The sequence below is a fragment of the Bacillus sp. URHA0034 genome (genome assembly GCF_056280405.1).
Genome location: NZ_JBWCDK010000002.1, coordinates 5815163 through 5829427 on the forward strand (window position 1 = coordinate 5815163; position 14265 = coordinate 5829427).

Annotated in this window: 12 protein-coding genes and 1 pseudogene; 5 read left to right on the top strand and 8 right to left on the bottom strand. The window is 39.5% G+C overall.

What is annotated here, in order from left to right:
- Nucleotides 1-161: 161 nt before the first annotated feature.
- The 3 genes and pseudogenes from ACZ9EE_RS30215 (at nucleotide 162) to ACZ9EE_RS30225 (ending at nucleotide 4347) form a co-directional block, all read left to right on the top strand.
- Nucleotides 162-1355, top strand: a complete 1194-nt coding sequence (locus ACZ9EE_RS30215; protein WP_476032281.1) for a nucleoside transporter C-terminal domain-containing protein — start codon at nucleotides 162-164, stop codon at nucleotides 1353-1355.
- A 49-nt stretch (nucleotides 1356-1404) separates the two neighbouring features.
- A complete protein-coding gene (locus ACZ9EE_RS30220; RefSeq protein WP_476032282.1) occupies nucleotides 1405-2235 on the top strand; it encodes a D-alanyl-D-alanine carboxypeptidase family protein in 831 nt (276 codons plus the stop codon).
- A gap of 33 nt (nucleotides 2236-2268) precedes the next feature.
- Nucleotides 2269-4347 (top strand): annotated as a pseudogene (locus ACZ9EE_RS30225) (thioredoxin domain-containing protein).
- 14 nt (nucleotides 4348-4361) lie between these two features.
- Here ACZ9EE_RS30225 and ACZ9EE_RS30230 read toward each other — a convergent pair.
- The 5 genes from ACZ9EE_RS30230 to ACZ9EE_RS30250 form a co-directional block, all read right to left on the bottom strand.
- Nucleotides 4362-4700 carry a hypothetical protein gene (locus ACZ9EE_RS30230; RefSeq protein ID WP_476032283.1) on the bottom strand — a complete coding sequence of 113 codons (339 nt, stop codon included), beginning with the start codon at nucleotides 4698-4700 and terminating at the stop codon, nucleotides 4362-4364.
- A 72-nt stretch (nucleotides 4701-4772) separates the two neighbouring features.
- Entirely contained in the window at nucleotides 4773-5939 is a 1167-nt protein-coding gene (locus ACZ9EE_RS30235) for an MFS transporter (protein WP_476032285.1), read from the bottom strand.
- Between the two features lie 271 nt (nucleotides 5940-6210).
- On the bottom strand, nucleotides 6211-7845 hold the full coding sequence (locus tag ACZ9EE_RS30240) for a PhnE/PtxC family ABC transporter permease (RefSeq protein WP_476032286.1): 1635 nt from the start codon (nucleotides 7843-7845) through the stop codon (nucleotides 6211-6213).
- On the bottom strand, nucleotides 7842-8600 hold the full coding sequence (locus tag ACZ9EE_RS30245; protein WP_476032288.1) for a phosphonate ABC transporter ATP-binding protein: 759 nt from the start codon (nucleotides 8598-8600) through the stop codon (nucleotides 7842-7844). The genes ACZ9EE_RS30240 and ACZ9EE_RS30245 overlap by 4 nt, the downstream gene beginning before the upstream one ends.
- A gap of 14 nt (nucleotides 8601-8614) precedes the next feature.
- Nucleotides 8615-9520, bottom strand: a complete 906-nt coding sequence (locus ACZ9EE_RS30250; RefSeq protein WP_476032289.1) for a putative selenate ABC transporter substrate-binding protein — start codon at nucleotides 9518-9520, stop codon at nucleotides 8615-8617.
- 385 nt (nucleotides 9521-9905) lie between these two features.
- On the opposite strand from ACZ9EE_RS30250, the gene ACZ9EE_RS30255 reads away from it, so the two are divergent.
- Both ACZ9EE_RS30255 and ACZ9EE_RS30260 read left to right on the top strand, forming a co-directional pair.
- Nucleotides 9906-10133, top strand: a complete 228-nt coding sequence (locus ACZ9EE_RS30255) for a spore germination protein (RefSeq protein ID WP_476032291.1) — start codon at nucleotides 9906-9908, stop codon at nucleotides 10131-10133.
- 126 nt (nucleotides 10134-10259) lie between these two features.
- On the top strand, nucleotides 10260-10505 hold the full coding sequence (locus ACZ9EE_RS30260; RefSeq protein ID WP_476032293.1) for a hypothetical protein: 246 nt from the start codon (nucleotides 10260-10262) through the stop codon (nucleotides 10503-10505).
- Between the two features lie 1731 nt (nucleotides 10506-12236).
- On the opposite strand, the gene ACZ9EE_RS30265 is transcribed toward ACZ9EE_RS30260, so the two are convergent.
- The 3 genes from ACZ9EE_RS30265 to arr form a co-directional block, all read right to left on the bottom strand.
- The gene (locus ACZ9EE_RS30265) at nucleotides 12237-12368 is read right to left on the bottom strand and encodes a hypothetical protein (RefSeq protein WP_476032295.1); all 132 of its coding nucleotides are present in this window, start codon (nucleotides 12366-12368) and stop codon (nucleotides 12237-12239) included.
- Between the two features lie 366 nt (nucleotides 12369-12734).
- Nucleotides 12735-13289: a CBO0543 family protein gene (locus ACZ9EE_RS30270; protein WP_476032297.1), complete on the bottom strand. Its 555-nt coding sequence runs from the start codon at nucleotides 13287-13289 to the stop codon at nucleotides 12735-12737.
- 448 nt (nucleotides 13290-13737) lie between these two features.
- Nucleotides 13738-14154, bottom strand: coding sequence for an NAD(+)--rifampin ADP-ribosyltransferase (arr, locus tag ACZ9EE_RS30275; RefSeq protein ID WP_476032298.1), 417 nt, complete (start codon nucleotides 14152-14154; stop codon nucleotides 13738-13740).
- Between the last annotated feature and the right edge of the window lie 111 nt (nucleotides 14155-14265).

Genomic DNA, 14265 nt, shown 5'->3' on the forward strand with positions numbered 1-14265 from the left:
GGCAACAGATGTCTGTCGGCCTACTCGGAAATGTGAATAAACTAGAAATAAAACATGCAGACTATTTACTTAGATACTGATTAATTTGATTATCAAGTACAGTATTGTACTTGGAATGAGGACTTCTTTTACAAGGAAGCCCGAGTACAGGGGGTGTTTGCATGCTTTTTCTAATGAATATACTAGGGGTTTTGGTTGTTTTAGGTCTGGTATTCCTTTGCTCACCTAATAAGAAAAAAGTAAAATGGCGTTCTATTCTTAGTTTAATCGTGATCGAATTGCTGATTACCTGGTTTATGCTTGCGACTAAAATCGGAACATGGATCATCAATCAAATTGCCTCATTCTTTACGTTTCTGATTTCCTGTGCTAACGAGGGGATCTCTTTTGTTTTCCCATCTGCGATGGCGAATCCATCGGTCGATTTCTTCTTTAGTGCGTTAATGCCGATTATTTTTATCATTACCTTCTTTGACATCCTTTCCTACTTTGGGATTTTAATCTGGATTATCGATAAAGTAGGCTGGGTGATTTCCAAGGTTTCAGGACTACCTAAGTTGGAAAGCTTCTTTTCTTTACAAATGATGTTCCTTGGAAATACCGAGGCATTGGCTGTGATTCGACAACAGCTCATCGTCTTGAAGGAAAACCGCCTGCTTACGTTTGGAATCATGAGCATGAGCAGCATTAGCGGGTCGATTATCGGCGCTTACCTAAGCATGGTTCCGGGTATCTATGTATTTGCAGCTATTCCGTTAAACTGCCTCAATGCTTTATTGCTGGCAAGTTTGTTAAATCCGATTGATGTCAGTAAAGAAGAAGATATTGTCTATGTTCCTTCCAAGAATGAACGAAAAGATTTCTTCTCTACCATTTCCAATAGTATGCTAGTCGGAATTCGTATGGTGATTGTGATTATGGCGATGGTGGTGGGTTACGTTGCGTTAACTGCCTGTGTAAATGGAATATTAGGATTTTTTGTACATGGGCTTACGGTCCAAAAGATTTTCTCCATTATTTTTAGTCCGTTTGCTTTTCTTCTCGGATTGTCAGGCCATGATGCTATGTATGTGGCTCAGCTGATGGGAACAAAGCTCGCGACAAATGAATTTGTGGCGATGATTGATCTTAAGAAGCATATTGGTTCATTACCACGTCATACAGTAGCGGTGGCTACAACGTTTTTGACGTCCTTTGCCAATTTTAGCACGGTGGGGATGATTTACGGAGCCATCTCCTCTATCATGGGGGATGAAAAGTCTCGTATCATTGGAAAAAATGTCTGGAAGCTGTTAGTGAGCGGGATTGCTGTTTCGCTTCTTAGTGCCTTGTATGTGGGATTGTTTATTTGGTAAATAACATTGGAGCCTACTATGATAAGCTGGACTCTCCTGGAGGAACTTCATGGCAAACATCAAGAAATTCGTTATAACAACCAGTATAATCCTTTTAATCCTAAATGGATTGTCCCAGAAGCTGAGTACGGCGGAGGCAGAAGCACCTAGCATTGTGGGAGAGTATGGGGTCGCCATCGATGCGGTCACAGGCGAGATTCTTTACAACAAGAATGCTCATTCAAAAGCATATCCGGCGAGTATGACCAAAGTGTTAACGGCCACCATTTTGGATGATCGTTTGAACGATGGGGAAAAGTTAACGGTTAGTCGACATGCAGCACAACAAGAATGTATCTGTTTCGGACTGACTGCAGGCGAAATGATTTCTAAGCAAGACGCAATGAAGGCTTTATTATTGTTAAGTGCAAATGATGTCGCTGTGGCAATTGCTGAAAATGTCGCTGGCAGTGAAGCCGGATTTGCAGAACTTATGAATCAAACCGTGAAACAATGGGGACTTAAAGACACCCATTTCGTAACAGCAAATGGATTACATCATCCGGCCCATTACACCACACCATATGATATGGCGCTTATCACCAAAGAAGCCATCGCACATCCGAACGTGCTGAAGGTCTTGTCTACCCAAACAACGAAAATAAAAACAAGCAGACAAGAAAAAACGATCCATACACTCCTCCACAGCATGCCATATGCTATTGCTGGGAAACCTGGTTTTACCAATGCAGCACAGCATACGTTAGTGGAATATCTAAAAAAGGGGGATAAGGAAGTCATTTCTGTTGTTATGAAAACGGATAAAAAGTCAAAATACAGTGATATCCAAACAATGGCAAACTATTCGTTTGATTATATGCAAGCACTTTCGGCCCGCTGATTCGTATAAGTTTATGAAAGGAGATGATGCCTAATGACTACTGAGAGAAAAGCTAATAGACTAATACAAGAAAAATCTCCCTATCTTCTTCAACATGCTCACAATCCTGTAGAATGGTTCCCATGGGGAGACGAGGCTTTTGCGAAAGCAAAGGCAGAAAATAAACCTGTATTTGTTTCTATTGGCTACTCCTAGTGGGCTTAGTCCACTTGCCACTGGTGTCATGTGATGGAAAGAGAGAGCTTCGAGGACGAAGATGTGGCGAAGCTATTGAACGAACGGTTTGTCTCGATTAAGGTGGACCGGGAAGAGCGGCCTGACATTGATTCTATTTACATGCAGGTTTGCCAAATGATGACGGGTCACGGCGGCTGGCCGATGAGTGTTTTTATGACGCCGGAAAAAGTTCCTTTTTATGCTGGGACGTACTATCCAAAAGAAGCCCGCTATGGACAACCTGGATTTAAGGAGCTAATTGTCGGATTATCAAACAAATACCAACAAGACCCTGATCATATTAATGAAGTGGTTGAAAGTGTACTGGGGGCATTGACACCACAGGAACAAGAAGGACCTCAAGTCAAATTATCTAAAGAAGTAATAGAGGAATGCTTCGATGATTTTGTTGAACGGTTTGATGGCAAGTATGGCGGATTTGGCGAAGCCCCTAAATTTCCGATGCCTCATTCGTTAATGTTTCTTTTACGTTATTACAAATTTAGAAATGATGAACACGCCCTGGATATGGTGGTAAAAACGCTTGATGGACTCGCTCGAGGAGGTATTTATGATCATATCGGCTTCGGATTTTCGCGCTATTCCGTTGATGAGTATTATCTTGTCCCACATTTTGAAAAAATGCTCTATGATAATGCCCTGCTGGTTATAGCCTATACAGAAGCTTACCAGATTACCAAGTATGACCGTTTTAAACAAATTGCCGAGCAAATTCTTACTTATATTCTTCGAGATATGCAGCATTCAGATGGCGGGTTTTATTGTGCAGAAGATGCGGACTCGGAAGGTGAAGAGGGAAAGTTTTATGTTTGGAGACCTGATGAAGTGATGGAAGTGTTGGGAGAAGAGTTAGGCAGCTTATATTGCCATGTATATGATATAACCGAACATGGGAATTTTGAAGGTCATAACATCCCAAATTTAATTAACGTGGATTTAAACTCTTTCGCTGATCAACATAATCTATCTGTTGAGTCTCTAAAAAATCAGTTGGAAGAGGCAAGGCAGAGGCTTTTTACGCATAGAGAGGGAAGGGTCCATCCCTATAAGGATGATAAAATCCTTACCTCCTGGAATGGGCTAATGATTGCTGCCCTTGCAAAAGCGGGCAGTGCTTTCGAGCATGATGAGTATCTAAAGTCTGCAGAGAAGGGCATCGCTTTTATTGAAAATCACCTAATCATCAATAACCGTTTAATGGTCCGCTACCGTGATGGCGAAGTCAAGAATGAAGGATTTATCGATGATTATGCTTTTATGCTGTGGGCTTATGTAGAAATGTATGAAAGCACACTAGAATTATTGTATCTTTCAAAAGCTAGGAAGTTTACAAAAGATATGGTTGATCTATTCTGGGACCACCAGGATGGCGGGTTTTTCTTTAGCGGAACTGATCATGAAGAATTACTAGTTCGGCAAAAAGAAGCCTATGATGGGGCTATACCATCAGGAAACAGTGTTGCTGCCTTACAAATGATTCGGCTTGCGCGTTTGACAGGTGACTACGAGTTAGAGGTAAAGGTCCAAAAATTATTTGATCTGTTTTCGGATGAGTTAACGAGATATCCAACAGGACATACCTTGTTGTTGCAAGCTTACTTGCTTACACAAATGGAAATGAAGGAGGTAATCGTCCTTTCATCCGAAAAAACATACGATAAACTAGTAAAGGAACTGCAAACAGGTTTTCACCCGGAGATTACCTACTTAGTTAGTAGTGATCAGGCACAATTGGCAGAAGAAGCACCGTTTACCAAAGATTATCGTATGAAAGATTCGAAAACGACCATTTATGTCTGCGAAAATTTTGTATGTAATCAACCAACAAACGATGTAGATGAGGCACTAGCCCTGATTAAGAAAAAAGACCGCTAAAAATACTAGCGGTCTTAACTGATTCCTTTACTCTTGCTATAGTCCCAGTATTTAAGGGTATCGGTTTGGCCAGTGGGTTCACTTTTTAAAATATGACCATCTTTATCTTTATAGACTTCATATTCCTCATATGTTTCTAGGATATACCCATCTTTTTTTTCACGTTTCACAAGCCGTTCTTCTGTTGCAGGGACATCTGCTGCAGGTTCCACAGCTGATGGAATGGCCGCAGCTGGCTGATCGTTTGAATAGGCATAGTCTTTATTCAAAAATGAGTATGGTGAATCAAGATAAGCTGAAAAGCCTAAGAGAATCACAACGAAAAAAACACTGATAAGGGTTTTTCTTTTCATGTTTATGCTCCTCATTTCTATTGAATCCTCAAACCCATTTTATGCATGTCCCAGCAACATATGCCTGATAAATTAGAGATTGGTTATTTTTACAGGATTCACCTGAGGACGGAAGATTAGAAATAATACAAAGGCAACCATTGTAATCACAACCCCCGAAATGTAAGGCAGTCCAATGGTTAGCGAAAATAGCCATCCGCCTAATGGCGGTCCTATAATCCTGCCGAGTGAATCAAATGAAGATAATAAGCCGGTCGCCCTGCCATGACCTGCTGTCGACAGCTTCGTCAAAAGGGAAGAAACACTAGGCCGGATTACGCCATTACCTAACCCAAAAATAGTTAGAAAAATAGCAGCCGTAGTAAAACTATGGACAAACAGGATGAGCCCGAATCCAATCGCCGAGACAATCATACCTCCTTGTATTACCACTCTCTCACCGAATCTCTTGGTTAATCTGCCAACCAATCCACCTTGAACGAGCGCACTGCCGAAGCCCATTATCATGAAAATATAACCAAGCTGTATGGAATCCAAGCCTGCTTTTTTAGCAGCAAAATAAGCAAATGTCGCTTCCAGTCCTGAGAGAGAAAGCGAAATTAGAAACTGAACGAAAAACAGAATCGAGGTGGGACCGTTAAGTGCTTTCCAGAAAGCTGGTCTCTTTTGTACCGTTTCGCTCCCATTCTGTTTGGACTCTTTTAATAAAATGAATACAAGCACTAGCGTGATAAACGAAGATCCGCTTGCCAGATAAAAAGGCATATTTAAGCTGATCTTTGAAAAAATGCCGCCTATTGCCGGCCCAAAAACAAAGCCAAGGCCTGTCGCTGCTCCGATAATCCCCATTCCCTTACCACGGTTTTCCTCTGTCGTAATATCAGCTACATAGGCCATCGCAGTTGGCATATTGGCTGAGGATAAAATGCCGCCGAGTATTCTTGCAGCAAACAGCATCCACAATTGCGTGGAAATGGCCTGGATGAAGAAGGAGAGTGCCAGTCCAGCGATTCCAAGCATCATCACCGGCTTTCGCCCAATTCGGTCAGAAACCTGCCCCCATATTGGAGCAAAAATAAGCTGCATAAGCGAATAAACCGCCATTAACAAACCGAGCTCTGTTGGATTAGCCCCAATTTCCTGCGCATAAAAAGGTAAAACCGGAATGATGATTCCAAAACCAACCATGACTAAAAACATAACTAGAAATAAAATAGGTAAAGCCCTCTTTGTTTGCAAAGTTCTCACCCCCCCGATGATTAAAAGTCATTCTATTTTAGAGTATAGCAAAGGAATGTTCGAAAACAAGCATTTACATCCCATTATTTCCTTGCTTGGAAATACTATGCAATCTAACTGTTCGAGAAGTACAACAGAAGAAGTATATTGATAAAATTGCTTAGTTAATCATATGAAACATCATGCTAATAAAAAGCTAGCAATTTGATAGCGATCATATAGTTTTTGATAGCAAGAAAAAAGCACATCTCTATTGAAATGTGCTTTTTTCTTATTTAACTGCTTTTCTAGTGCTTTCCGAGGCAAAATCCGCAATAATGACGAGAATCATATAACATAAGAGGAGTAAGGTAATTTGCGTGTAATTGAAATAGCTCATGGCAAGCTTAAAGTCCATCCCTAAACCGCCAGCCCCAACAAACCCGACAACAATGGTTGTTCTCATAATCACTTCCCACCGATAAAGAATATAGGTTAGAAATCTAGGCATGACAATTGGCAGAATTCCATAAAAGAAGGTTTCTACTTTAGAAGCACCCGATGCTGCTAAATTTCGGATGGGGCGGGAGTCCATATCTTCAATTACTTCAGCCCATAACTTTCCTAGGATCCCAAAATTATGCAGGGCAAGGGCAATGGCCCCAGGTAACAAACCCGGTTTAAAGATAAAGATAATCATCATCGCCCAAACAAGTTCGGGAACTGCCCTGGAAAAAATATAAGCGAGCCGCACCACACCATATAGGAGCCAATTATACCCTTGTTTACCCCCTGTTAATTTACCATTTGCGATGTTCCGTGCTGCCGGAACGACGGTAATAAAGGCGGTGATGGTGGCAAACCCAATTGCCATAATACTCATTTCCAGTGTTTCAAGCGTAAGCTTTAAGGCAGCCGTCCAGCTTTTGCCTTCAAGGAATGCTGGATGATCAACACCTATACCAATAAGTCCGCCGAAAAATCTTTTCGCTGCTTCGATATTCCGATTAGAAAACAGTTCAAGAAATTGCGCATTTTCGTTTGTTTGGATAAATACCCATGAACCAATGATAAGCAATGCCGTAAAAAAGACCGATCTCCAGCCAGGACTAAAACCTCGATGTTTCTTTCGCTCTGTTAAGGCCCTTCTTACAAAATTGCTCCATAAATCTACAAAGATGACAAGTCCGATCAGAAAAAACACATAGGTCCAAACTCGATCGTATTTTAAGTCCTGCAGGGCCAGCTGGATTTGGTACCCCAGTCCGCCAAGCCCAATAAAGCTCATAATGGCTGAAGAACGAATCGCACATTCAAAGCGGTACATCGTATAGCTAATCATATCGGCCCAAATCAATGGCAGGTAGCCATAGATTAGAGTTTGCAACTTAGAGGCACCTGATGTTTTTAATGCTTTAATCGGTTCCTCTGAAACATCATTTAACATATCTGCGAAAATCCGGCCCAAGATACCACCGTAGGGGATGGCGAGGGCAAATATCGCTGCATAAGGGGAGAGCCCCACCGCGGCCACAAACAGCCAGGCCCAAATGAGTTCATGTATCGAACGCGTAAACCCTAAGATACCTCTAAAAAACACCTTTGAAACCAATTTCGAGGTCTTTGTTGACGTTACTACACCTGATGCTAGAATCCCAACAACAAAGGCATATAGAATCGCTAAGGACATTCCCGCAATTGCATATGCTAGTGTAATCCACGATGATTCCAATCCAAGCAGGAGAACATCTGCAGATAGGTCCGGATGAATTAAACCTTCGAATATTTGCAATAACGTTGGAATCCCGCCGGAATGAAATAAATCGGCATTCCACCGAATCGAAAAAAGACTCCATCCAAAAATAGCTGCCAGCAGGAGGGAAAGGAGAAAGCGATTATGCAAGCGAAATAAGCGGGTTAAGTTCATAGGGAACCACCGCTTTTTATTTGGTATAACTCAGCTAGGAGGTCATCGGTTACTTGCTCGGCTGGCAAATCAAAAAAGATTTCGCCATTTTTCATCGATATGATTCTTGTAAAATATTTTCTAGCATATTCAACGGAGTGAAGGCTGGTAATTAAGGTCTGGTTTTCCTCAGTGACAAACTTTGTCAGCATAGATAAAATGTCAGCGGCTCTGGCCGGGTCAAGTGAAGCGACTGGCTCATCGGCTAAAATGATTTCTGGTTTTTGAACCATTAACCTTGCGATGGCGACACGCTGCTGTTCTCCCCCTGATAAAGTGGAGGTGATTTCAAAGGCCTTATCGTCAAGTCCGACTCGTTCTAACGCTCGAATTGCTAACTCTTTCTCCTGGGGGATAAAAAGGGAGAAAAGGGATTTAACCGTTACCCATTCCGAAAGTTTTCCGGCAAGCACATTATGGATGACCGCCAGCGGTCCAATTAAATCGAATTGCTGGCGGATCACGCCGACTTTTTTAGCAAACCCTTTTCCTTTTTTATAAGCAGATAGGGGCCGGCCATCGATGAGCAGGTCCCCCCCGGAAATGGGGACAAGCCCGGCAATAGAATTAAGCAGAGTGGTTTTACCCGCTCCGCTTGGTCCAATTAATGCGACTAATTCGCCTTGTTTAATCGTAAAAGAAAGGGAAGATATGGCTATCTTCCGCTCAAAGTGTTTTGTTAATTTTTTCGCTTCAATCATATGTTTTGAAGACATTTCTCTGACACCTACTACTTAATGATGTTTAGTTCTTTTGCCACTTTTTGGATCTTTTGATAGTTATCATTTTTTGTTTCAATAAATTTATCGGTTTGAAAGAAATCAGTAATTTCTTTTTGATCTGTTGTAATGGAGAGGATGGCATCTTCTACTTTCTTTTTAGCACCATTTCCAAAAACATCGTCAACATTGTTGTTGATTGTCCAGTTATAGTCATAGAAAGAAGGGGTTGTATAGAATACCTTTACTTTGTTTGTATCCACTTTTTTATCTTTTACGGCTGCTTCCCAGACCGCTTCGTTTAGTGCACCCGCTTTGAATGCACCTGATTCTACTAATTTATAAGTAGTATCATGTGAGCCAGAGAAGTTTGGCTTTCCATCAAAGTCTTTGCTAGCGTCTATTCCAGCTTCTGTTAAGTAATAACGTGGCATTAAATGTCCAGACGTCGAACTTTCACTGCCAAATGTGAACGATTTACCTTTTAAATCTTCAAGCTTGGTAATTCCTGAATTTGGTTGAGTAATGAAAACAGAGTGGAATTCGGCATCTCTTGGTCTTTGTGCGAAAGACTCAGCACCAGGAACAAGGCTGATCGCTTGAACACTCGTTAAACCGCCAAACCAGGCCATATGAATTTCGCCGCGTTGAAACCCTGTTACAAGGGCAGCATAATCAACAGATGGAACGAATTCTACCTTCATCCCCGTTTTTTCACTTAAATATTTTGCAACAGCTGTCATACCTTTATCCAGTTCGGCAGCATTTTGGTCAGGAATTGCCCCAATTTTGAACACTTCTTTTGTACTAGTTGTATCTTTTTTTGTATTGCTTGCTTGATCGTCCTTTTGCGTTCCGCATGCTGCTAAGGAGAAAACCAGCATAGCTAATAATAACACAGATAACCATTTCTTCATAAATGTCCGCACCTCTTAGTATAGTTAATTCTTAATGCCTTTCTCATTATAAAGAAAGAAGTGGGTCTAATAAATTCATTTAATCTATTTGTTCTATATACTTTAATCGATTTTTTGAATAGGAAAACAGCGGAAATTCAGATAGAAACACAGGATTGATAAGAAAAACCCCTGCCAAGAGGCAGAGGTCTGGTTCTTATTCCTAAACCGTCATTTGTGACGATTCTTCAACATCCTCTAGATTTTTGAGTAGAAAACAATTGTAAATGATTTGGAATAATAATGATAAGCGATTAATCACCTCTTTTTTCTTTAGATTAATGAAGATGCTTAAACAAGCATTCTACCTTGTACATATAATGAAAAAAGGAGGGAGGAGTGTTTAATGACGGCGGTCAACCGAGATGGAATTACGATTGGGACTATTTCAGGCGGGATAGTGAACTTTGGCGGAGCGGTAACGATTGCACCTATATCCATTACAAATACTACATCAGGATCTAGTGGAGAAAACACCGGCGGAAGTAGTACTTCAACCAGCAGTGGAGCAAGTGGTATATCTCAAACGAGCCTATCAGGAATAGTAGATATGATCAGACAGGGTTTAGCATAGCCTGTCGGTTTTTTCTTTTTAGCTTCCTAGCGAGGAATAAAGTTGGACAAAACAGGCTTAAACCTTTACACATTTAGGACTAGCTTCATATTCTATTGTAAGTTTTATTTGAAGGGAGGCATATGAATGGAATTTGATTATAATCAAGCTTCTCGTTTAATGGGAAAAATGGTTCAATTTAAAAACGAGCAAGGGGAATGGTCAATCGGAAGAGTGGTTGAGGTTCGAAAGGATGGTCTTGAGATCGAAGAATTATCTTCTAGCTCAAGTGGCGGATACGGATATGGATTCTGGGGACCACGACCATTTTTCAGACCTCCTATTTTCTTTCCATTTATCGGATTTGAAGTTATCCCGTTTTTCTTTTGGTAAGATAAGGTTCTTTCATTAACTTGATCACGCTAGTAGGAAAAAGATCGAATGATACTAAAAGTACGGGTGGAAATGGAAAAAGCAATGCTATAAGGTTAAGTAGTTCAGTTATCGAGTAGAAAATTAAAATGCAAAACTGAGCTATCTAACTGATTAACACTGCTTTTGTACGAAAATCAGCAAAAAAAAACGCTTGGGAAACCGAGCGTTTTTTGCTAGCGTGTCGGAAAACTTATTTGTAAGAAGATTTCCTGACTTTGGACAGGATTGAAGTATTTTAGCCATCTGCTGTCCGAAGATACCTCGTCTTCAGACAGGATTGAGGTAATTGAGCTATCTGCTGTCAGAAGATGCCTCGACTTTAGACAGGATTGAAGTAATTGAGCCTTCTGCTGTCCGAAGATGCATCGACTTCGGACACAACTGAAGTAATTGAGCCTTCTGCTGTCAGAAGATGCCTCGACTTCGGACAGAACTGAAGTAAATGAGCCATCTGCTGTCAGAAGATACCTCGACTTCTGAGAGATTTGAAGTAATTGAGCCTTCTGCTGTCCGAAGATACCTCGTCTTCAGACAGGATTGAGGTAATTGAGCTATCTGCTGTCAGAAGATGCCTCGACTTTAGACAGGATTGAAGTAATTTAGCCATCTGCTGACCGAAGATGCATCGACTTCGGACACAACTGAAGTAATTGAGCCTTCTGCTGTCAGAAGATGCCTCGACTTCGGACAGGATTGAAGTAAATGAGCTATCTGCTGTCAGAAGAGCCTCGACTTCGGACAGGATTGAAGTAAATGAGCCATCTGCTGTCCAAAGATACCTCGACTTCGGACAGACCTGAAGTAAATGAGCCATCTGCTGTCAGAAGATGCCTCGACTTCGGACAGGACTGAAGTAAATGAGCCATCTGCTGTCAGAAGATACCTCGACTTCTGACAGATTTGAAGTAAATGAGCCATCTGCTGTCAGAAGGTACCTCGACTTCTGACAGAACTGAAGTAAATGAGCCATCTGCTGTCAGAAGATGCCTCGACTTCGGACAGGACTGATATATTTTTTCCTCATACTGTTCAAAGCTTCCCTATTTTCCGGCACTTTTGCCCGTCTGATGTTTTGAACAGCAAGCGGAAGTTAAAATTACTTATCATTCACCTTATTTAAATCATACGTTTGTCGCATCAAATAACATATGGCCAATAACTATTGTCCATGTACTAATTTATATGCCATTTTTATTGCAAGTTTAGATATCATTCCATTCAAACCTTGATATATCCACAAAAATGAATAGTTCAATTATATTGCGAATTGGCCTGCAAAGTACAGTTATAATTTAGTTTTTCTACCTTAAAACTGAACTACTTAGCTCTAATGCATTGCTTTTTTTGATTCTTCCTTATTTCACTAGATCATTTATTGATTAAACCTCTCAATAAAAAAAGACTACTCACAAACGAGTAGTCATTGTAAAGTATACAGACGATCGAATAAACCTGGCTTAGTGTGAACTAAATATACCCTATGTATAGTATGGATTCCAGTACTGGAATGATATGGGTAATTGGGTGTGATTTGCGAGCAAGGCTAAAATTTATCATGATGTAGTAGCCATACACAGTGAGGTTTGTTGTTAAGCCTTGCTCTAATAATAAGTTTACCCATATAAGTAAGAGTTATATGGGTATAACTTCCTGTTTTCCCGCTGCGTTAAACCCCTACTAAATAGCTATTTATGCCACAGTTTGATTTCTAGTGTTTACCGTTTGGCTTTGCTGCTTAGGTTTTGCAACATTAAAGAGGATATTGAGGATAATCGCAGTGAAACTTCCTGCCACAATTCCACTGTTCGTTAAAATTTTCACATCTTCAGGAAGGGCATAGGAACCGCTGTCCTTTACTCATCTTGAATGAATCACGATTGTTGTTTTTTTACAAGTTTCGATTTTATGCTGTTATTTTGAGATATGATGATACTGCTAAAAATTGTTGTCGCAATTATACTTAAAATTGAGAAGAAAATAAGAGCAGCAAACCCGGTATTATTACGCATAACAGTTCCTCCTTTAGATTGGGTATAGTTTGTGTTGAAGATAATTTATTATCCCTAATGCATATTTCGGGGGATAGCATGGCCTAATAAAACAAAAAGCCGAGAGCAACCCCCGACCAAGTAATAAGTATATCGCTATTATGGAACTTAATAATGTGAAAATAAAAACCAAAATATTTCAGTGTTTTTCACTTATTGAAAATATTTTAAGAACTAACCATCTAACAATTATTCCACCTAGATTATAAAAAATTAGTGAGTAAATCAACTTCCATGTTTTAAGTTCATAAAAATTAAGCCAAATAAATATGGGTTCTCCTACGTAAGTACAAAATAGCGAAAGTATAAAATTAAATATTAAAAATGATTTCCATGACTTTGACCATTGATATATTAACATCATTGAACACGGAATTAATGTAAGGTCAGCTGGTAACAAAGGGGGAATCATTTGAAATAATTTATCGGGGTATTCCCACCACATTAGATCTGTCCCTATATTGTCCAGAACGTAAGTAGGAATCATAATTAATCCACCGAACAAAACCAATTCGGGAAGTCGTTTCTTATCTACTATGAACCACCAAATAATCCATGGAAATATAGATAGAAATACTAGTAAGTACCATTTCCAAGTGAATAAATCATCATGAAGCCAATGTTTAAAAGCTAAATCACTAAATTTTTCTCTTGCATTTTGTACTTCCTCAAATGAGGGAAAAGAATGTTTCATTGTCACACCGTAATAATTGTTTGACGTATAAATCACTATACAAGTATTACCCTAGAAGAATACATGTATTCAGGTCGTTACTACGCAATACGAGAAAAATGTCCTCATGGAGTTGATAGCAATGAAACAATATAAATTTGTGGAACCTAAAGTAACAAGAGAAGAACTGGTCAAGGTGCTTGTAAAAAATGTGAATTTGTAACTAGAGGACTTATTCTAGCTAGATCTAAGGAACTTGTTGAACGGAAGGAAAATAAAAAAGAGCCCAATCCAAAAATGGACTCGGCTAACAATATATTTCTGGGGGTCAATCAATATCTTTATTATATTAACCTTTTAGTGTGCTAAAAAGAGGAAATAGAACCAAAGATTACTAGTATAAATTATCTAAAATAATTTTATTATTTATTTTTGGTTTTGTTTGGCATGACTTTATAGATTTTAAGGATTAATCGTATATTACATTTTTTCCTTGTTCACTTAACTTTATTAAAGATGTAAGCATATGATTTATTTCTTCGTCGGAATGTCTTTCCCATGAACCTAATTCGGCTATTATTTTCAAAGGAGATTTAGACCTATAAGAACGTGTCGGGTTTCCAGGAAATCTTTTGTCAGTTAAGTTCGGATCATTTTCAAAATCACCTAATGGTTCTACAATATAAATTCTTTCCTTTGATTCGGATCTTGCTAATTCAGCACCCCATTTAGCAGCATTTAATGTCGCAGTAAAATATATATAGTTGGATTTCTTATCCTGGTAATTTGATAAGTGTTGTGGCACTAACAAATCTCCAATTTTCAGTTCTGCTTTAGTGCCATGAAAAAAAGGACCGTTATCTAAAACATCTTTTTTGTCGTTCATACTCATACACCTCTTATTTTTTAGATTTGTATATATCAGTATGATGTCGAAATTACAAAAAGAACAGTCTATAAATAACTTGAAAATTATGGTATAATGTAAGTAGAGAGA

Excerpts from the sequence above, each read along its gene's own strand:
- ACZ9EE_RS30260 (WP_476032293.1), top strand. The coding sequence starts at position 10,260 with ATGGAATTTGATTATAATCAAGCTTCTCGTTTAATGGGAAAAATGGTT.
- ACZ9EE_RS30270 (WP_476032297.1), bottom strand. The coding sequence starts at position 13,289 with ATGAAACATTCTTTTCCCTCATTTGAGGAAGTACAAAATGCAAGAGAA.
- ACZ9EE_RS30230 (WP_476032283.1), bottom strand. The coding sequence starts at position 4,700 with ATGAAAAGAAAAACCCTTATCAGTGTTTTTTTCGTTGTGATTCTCTTA.
- ACZ9EE_RS30215 (WP_476032281.1), top strand. The coding sequence starts at position 162 with ATGCTTTTTCTAATGAATATACTAGGGGTTTTGGTTGTTTTAGGTCTG.
- ACZ9EE_RS30240 (WP_476032286.1), bottom strand. The coding sequence starts at position 7,845 with ATGAACTTAACCCGCTTATTTCGCTTGCATAATCGCTTTCTCCTTTCC.
- ACZ9EE_RS30220 (WP_476032282.1), top strand. The coding sequence starts at position 1,405 with ATGGCAAACATCAAGAAATTCGTTATAACAACCAGTATAATCCTTTTA.
- ACZ9EE_RS30250 (WP_476032289.1), bottom strand. The coding sequence starts at position 9,520 with ATGAAGAAATGGTTATCTGTGTTATTATTAGCTATGCTGGTTTTCTCC.
- arr (WP_476032298.1), bottom strand. The coding sequence starts at position 14,154 with ATGAACGACAAAAAAGATGTTTTAGATAACGGTCCTTTTTTTCATGGC.
- ACZ9EE_RS30255 (WP_476032291.1), top strand. The coding sequence starts at position 9,906 with ATGACGGCGGTCAACCGAGATGGAATTACGATTGGGACTATTTCAGGC.
- ACZ9EE_RS30245 (WP_476032288.1), bottom strand. The coding sequence starts at position 8,600 with ATGTCTTCAAAACATATGATTGAAGCGAAAAAATTAACAAAACACTTT.